Source organism: Streptomyces sp. SID3212, assembly GCF_009865405.1.
Classification (GTDB): domain Bacteria; phylum Actinomycetota; class Actinomycetes; order Streptomycetales; family Streptomycetaceae; genus Streptomyces.
In genome coordinates, this window is the sequence record NZ_WWJY01000835.1 from 1 (window position 1) to 5,172 (window position 5,172).

A 5,172-nucleotide genomic window follows, 5' to 3' on the forward strand; every position below is an offset into this window, starting at 1 on the left:
CGGAGTGCCCCAGGCACCCCGGCCCGCCACCCCTTCCACCCCCAAGATCCAGCTGACCCCGGCGTCGGTGGACGGCGCGCTCGACGCCGCCGACGAGACCGTCGACCTGCTGCTCGACTCCGGTCGCGCGCCGGGCGACATCCTCGTGCTCACCACCGGCGAACAGCACCCGTGGGCCACGCACGAGCTGTCCTTCGGCGAGGCCGCCTACTGGGCGCAGCACGACGCCCGCGAAGACGTGTTCTTCGCGGACGCCGCCGCCGTCGCCCGCGCCCAGCCCCGTCCGGTGGTCGTCGTGGTGGTCAACGGGGGCGGTGACGAGGTCTACGCCCGCGTGCTGCCCGCGGCCCGGGAGCGGGCCACGGCGCTGCTGGTCGTGTGCGGCGACCCCGAGCGGGTCAACGCCGTGCTCGGCGCGGGTGTCTGAGCCTCACCCTGTCGTGACCCGGCTGCCCGTCAGGGGGCGGCCGGGCCGCTGAGGCCGTCGGGCGTGCGCGGGCGAGGCGTGAGGCATGCCCGCGCGCGGATTCTTCGGCGCGCGGTTGTCCGCTGCTTCCGGCGCGGGGTCGTACGGGGCACGCCCAGCCCGTGGTCGTACGGCGCGCCGTCTCGTAGTCGTACGGCACGCTCGGATCAAGGTTGTACGGCACGCCCAGTTCATGGTCGTACGGCACGTTCAGCGCCCGGTCGTACGGGCACGTTCAGGACGCGGCCGTACGACGGTTCAGCGCGCGGCCGTACGCCTCAGCGCCTCCACCGCCCCGCTGCGGAGCGGTGTCACCTCGGGATCGGACGCCGTGTCGGCCAGATCGACCGGCGCGGACTCGGAGTTGGGCCGCCGGCCGCCCCGGCCCTCGCCCAGCACCTGCCAGCCGCCGCGCGTCAGCGTGATGTACGCGCCGCACCGCAGCCCGTGCAGGGTGCAGGCGTCCCGCAGCCCCCACATCCAGGCCCCGTCCTCCTCCGTCCACCGCTCGTCGCCCTCGCGGCAGTAGAGGAGGACCGCGGTGCGCACCGGCGTACGGCGGCGCAGGTCGTGCGGGATGACCCGGCGCAGATGGGCGAGGAGGGCGTTGCGGAACTCCCAGCCGTCCACGGGCGCCGGGCGGGGGACGAACGAGGCGCTGGCGGCGAGCCGTTCCTCGTGGTCGAGCACGGCCACGACGGCCGTTGCGGGCTTCGGGCGGTGCCGGCTGTGCAGGCCGCTGACCACCTCACGGGGGTTGCTGAGCAGCGGTATGCCCGCCGCCGCCCATTCGGCGGGCTCCAGCATCCTGGTGAGGCGGCTGACGGAGCCGGCCGGTGATGTGGTGATCGAAGTGGCTGCGGACGGAGCGAATCCGAAGGTCACGATCCTCCCTTCGCATTCACGCCCACGGTGCGGGCAGGGTCGGGTGGGGGCGCACCGCAGCACAGCCCTTGCGGACCGCAGGGGGACCGTGCGGGGAGACAACCCCAATTCTCGCTGGCGTATCGGCATGCGGCAACGAGCAATTGGCCCGACTGACCGGTATGCGGGGCTATGTGTGCCATATCCCTGCGGAGACCGGCCACAACCGCCGGTTCTCGTCACGTCCGAACCGCGAAGACCGGCGGAGACCAGCGGAAACATGCCCCGCGGCCCGACCTGGCGTGCCGAGGAGCCCGGGACGGTGTGGGCGCACCGTCCGTGTCCGCTTCGCCACGCGGGGTGGATTCGTTGATTGTCACTGCCATCGGGTTGCATGGGGGTATGGACAACCTGGAGCTCCGTACCGAAGCCGATGCCGTTCTCGCTGAGCTCGTCGGTGCCCCCGGGGGGTCGGCGCGGCTGCGGGAGGACCAGTGGCAGGCCGTGTCCGCGCTGGTGGAGGAGCGGCGTCGGGCGCTGGTGGTCCAGCGGACCGGCTGGGGCAAGTCGGCCGTGTACTTCGTGGCGACCGCCCTGTTGCGGCGGCGTGGCTCGGGTCCCACGGTGATCATCTCGCCGCTGCTGGCGTTGATGCGCAACCAGGTCGAGTCGGCGGCGCGGGCCGGTATCCAGGCGCGCACCATCAACTCGGCCAACCCTGAGGAGTGGGAGACGATCTACGGCGAGGTCGAGCGGGGGGAGACCGACGTTCTCCTCGTCAGTCCGGAACGCCTGAACTCGGTGGACTTCAGGGAGCACGTGCTTCCCAAGCTCGCGGCCACCACGGGCCTGTTGGTGGTCGACGAGGCGCACTGCATCTCCGACTGGGGCCACGACTTCCGCCCGGACTACCGGCGGCTGCGGACCATGCTCGCCGAACTGGCCCCCGGCGTGCCGGTGCTGGCCACCACCGCGACCGCCAACGCGCGTGTCACGGCCGATGTGGCCGAGCAGCTGGGCACGGGAGGCGGGGACGCTCTCGTTCTGCGGGGGCCGCTGGACCGGGAGAGTCTGCGGCTGGGCGTGCTGGAGTTGCCGGACGCGGCCCACCGGCTGGCGTGGCTGGGGGAGCGTCTGCGAGATCTGCCCGGTTCGGGGATCATCTACACGCTGACGGTGGCGGCGGCCGAGGAGGTCGCGGCGTTCCTGCGCGGGCACGGGTATCCGGTGTCCTCCTACACGGGGAAGACGGAGAACGCAGACCGTTTGCAGGCCGAGGAGGATCTCCTCGCGAACCGCGTGAAGGCGCTGGTGGCGACCTCCGCGCTGGGCATGGGCTTCGACAAGCCGGACCTGGGCTTCGTGGTGCACCTGGGCTCGCCCTCGTCCCCGATCGCCTACTACCAGCAGGTGGGGCGTGCCGGGCGCGGGGTGGACCACGCGGACGTGCTGCTGCTGCCGGGCAGGGAGGACGAGGCGATCTGGGCGTACTTCGCTTCGGTGGGCTTCCCGCCCGAGGAACAGGTACGGCGCACCCTGGCGGTTCTCGAACAGGCCGGGCGTCCGTTGTCCCTGCCCGCTCTGGAACCGCTGGTCGACCTCCGTCGTTCGCGGCTGGAGACGATGCTGAAGGTCCTGGACGTGGACGGGGCGGTCGCGCGCGTGAAGGGCGGCTGGACCTCCACGGGGAGGCCGTGGGCGTACGACGCGGAGCGGTACGCGTGGGTGGCCCGGCAGCGGGAGACCGAGCAGCAGGCCATGCGGGACTACGCGGCGACCGAGGGCTGCCGGATGGAGTTCTTGCAGCGGCAGCTCGACGACGAGAAGGCCGTCCCCTGTGGCCGCTGCGACCGCTGCGCCGGTCCGTGGCTCGACCCCGCCGTCTCTCCGGGAGCCCTGGCGGCGGCCCGGGGTGAGCTGGACCGGCCGGGGGTCGAGATCGAACCCCGCAAGATGTGGCCGACCGGGCTGGCCGCGGTCGGCATCGACCTCAAGGGCCGTATCCCGGTGGGCCAGCAGGCGGTCGCCGGGCGCGCGCTGGGCAGGCTGTCGGACATCGGCTGGGGCAACCGCCTGCGTCCGATCCTCTCGGCGCAGGCGACCGACAGGCCGGTCTCGGAGGAGGTGCTGGCCGCCGTCGTGACCGTGGTGGCCGACTGGTCCCGCTCGCCGGAGGGTTGGGCCGGGGGCTCTCCCGACGCGACGGCGCGGCCCGTGGGGATCGTCGCCATGCCCTCCCGCACCCGACCCCAGCTGGTCGCTTCCCTGGCTGCGGGGGTAGCCCGGGTGGGCAGGCTCCCGATGCTGGGCAGTCTCGCTCATACCCCGCAGTCCGACGAGCACGTCGCCCACCGCAGCAACTCGGCGCAGCGGCTGCGCGCCCTGGTCGCCTCGTTCATGGTGCCCGACGAACTCGCCGCGGCCCTGGCCCGTACGCCCGGCCCGGTGTTTCTCGTCGACGACTACTCGGAGTCCGGCTGGACCCTGGCCGTGGGCGCCCGTCTGCTGCGCCAGGCCGGAGCCGAGCAGGTGCTCCCGCTGGTCCTCGCCCAGGCCGGGTAGGGGACTTCACCGCCCAGGCCGGCAGGGGACTTCACCGCCCAGGCCCGGTAGGGGACTTCACCGCCGGGAGTGGCGCGAAGGCCGCCTGTGGACAAAGTTATCCACAGGGGTCGCGGGATCCGGTACTTCCGCGAGACGGTCATGCCATGAACAAGCACCACGAACCGACCGGAACCGCCGACGAGCAGCGGATCACCCTGCGCAGTCCCGCGGAACTCGCCGACGCCCTGCCCTATCTCCTCGGATTCCACCCCACCGACTCCGTCGTCATGGTCGCCCTGCACGGCGGGCGCGGGCGGTTCGGGGGACGGCTCAGGCTCGGCATCCCCCGCTCGCCCGGGGAGTGGCCGCCCGTGGCCGAGCAGCTCGCCGAATGCCTCGTCGAGGGGAGTGAGCGGCGCGGGACCCGGCCGGACGGCATCGTCGTCTTCCTCTGCCAGGACCCGGCGGAGGGCGAGAGCGGCCGGCGGGTGATGGAGCGCCTGCGCCCGCTCGCCCAGCGGCTGCGGGTCGCCTGCGGCGCGCTGGACGTGCCCGTGTACGAGGCGCTCTGCATCTCGGACGGGAGGTACTGGTCGTACTGTTGCCCCGACGTCCGCTGCTGTCCGCCCGAGGGTACGGGTCTGGCCCTGCCCGGTACGTCGGTGATGGCCGCGGCAGCCGCCTATGCCGGCATCCGGGTGCGGGGATCGCTGCGGGAGATGGAGGCGCGCCTGGAGCCCCGGCCGGTCCGGGCGGCCGACGGGCAGGCGCGGGCGCTGGACGACGCGGGCGCCGCCCTCGTGCCCCGCATCCTGGGCGGCGGGAGCCGCGAGCGGGTCGGGGCGGAGACCTTACGACTCGCGCGCGTGCTGATGAGGCGGCTGGAGGACGCGCCCCGCCGGGGCGTCCCGGACAGCGCCGCCGGGGAACTGGACGCGGCGGACGACCGGCTCATCGGTGACGACGAGGCCGCCGCGGTCATCCTCGGACTCCAGGACCGGGTCACCCGCGACCGGGCGGCGGAATGGATGGAGGGGGCGGAGGCGGAGTCCGCGCTCCGGCTGTGGCGGGCGCTGGCCCGCCGCTGTGTGGGGCCTTACGTGGAGCACGGGGCGGCGCCGCTGAGCCTGGCCGGGTGGGTCGCCTGGTCCCTGGGGGACGAGCCGGCGGCCCGGGTCGCGCTCGGCCTGGCGCTGCGCCTCGATCCCCGGTACGTCTTCGCGCGCCTGCTCCACCAGGCCTGCAACCAGGGCATGGATCCGGAGGAGTTGCGGCACTGCCTGCGCAGGGAGCGCGCG

General features: G+C 73.6%; 4 protein-coding genes. 3 read left to right on the forward strand and 1 reads right to left on the reverse strand.

Features of this window, described 5'->3' with window-relative positions; all coding sequences use genetic code 11:
* Nucleotides 1–4: 4 nt before the first annotated feature.
* Complete coding sequence (locus tag GT042_RS25375; protein ID WP_161311053.1) at nucleotides 5–427, forward strand: hypothetical protein; 423 nt, start codon at nucleotides 5–7, stop codon at nucleotides 425–427.
* A 297-nt stretch (nucleotides 428–724) separates the two neighbouring features.
* Here the strand turns inward: GT042_RS25375 and GT042_RS25380 are convergent, their stop codons facing one another.
* Nucleotides 725–1,351: a hypothetical protein gene (locus GT042_RS25380; RefSeq protein ID WP_161311050.1), complete on the reverse strand. Its 627-nt coding sequence runs from the start codon at nucleotides 1,349–1,351 to the stop codon at nucleotides 725–727.
* A gap of 381 nt (nucleotides 1,352–1,732) precedes the next feature.
* Here GT042_RS25380 and GT042_RS25385 point away from each other — a divergent pair, with 381 nt between their 5' ends.
* Together GT042_RS25385 and GT042_RS25390 are read left to right on the forward strand one after the other, a co-directional pair.
* Nucleotides 1,733–3,892, forward strand: coding sequence for a RecQ family ATP-dependent DNA helicase (locus GT042_RS25385; RefSeq protein ID WP_161311051.1), 2,160 nt, complete (start codon nucleotides 1,733–1,735; stop codon nucleotides 3,890–3,892).
* 146 nt (nucleotides 3,893–4,038) lie between these two features.
* A partial coding sequence (locus GT042_RS25390) for a DUF4192 domain-containing protein (RefSeq protein ID WP_161311052.1) occupies nucleotides 4,039–5,172 on the forward strand: 1,134 nt, incomplete at its 3' end.

Excerpts from the sequence above, each read along its gene's own strand:
- GT042_RS25385 (WP_161311051.1), top strand. The coding sequence starts at position 1,733 with ATGGACAACCTGGAGCTCCGTACCGAAGCCGATGCCGTTCTCGCTGAG.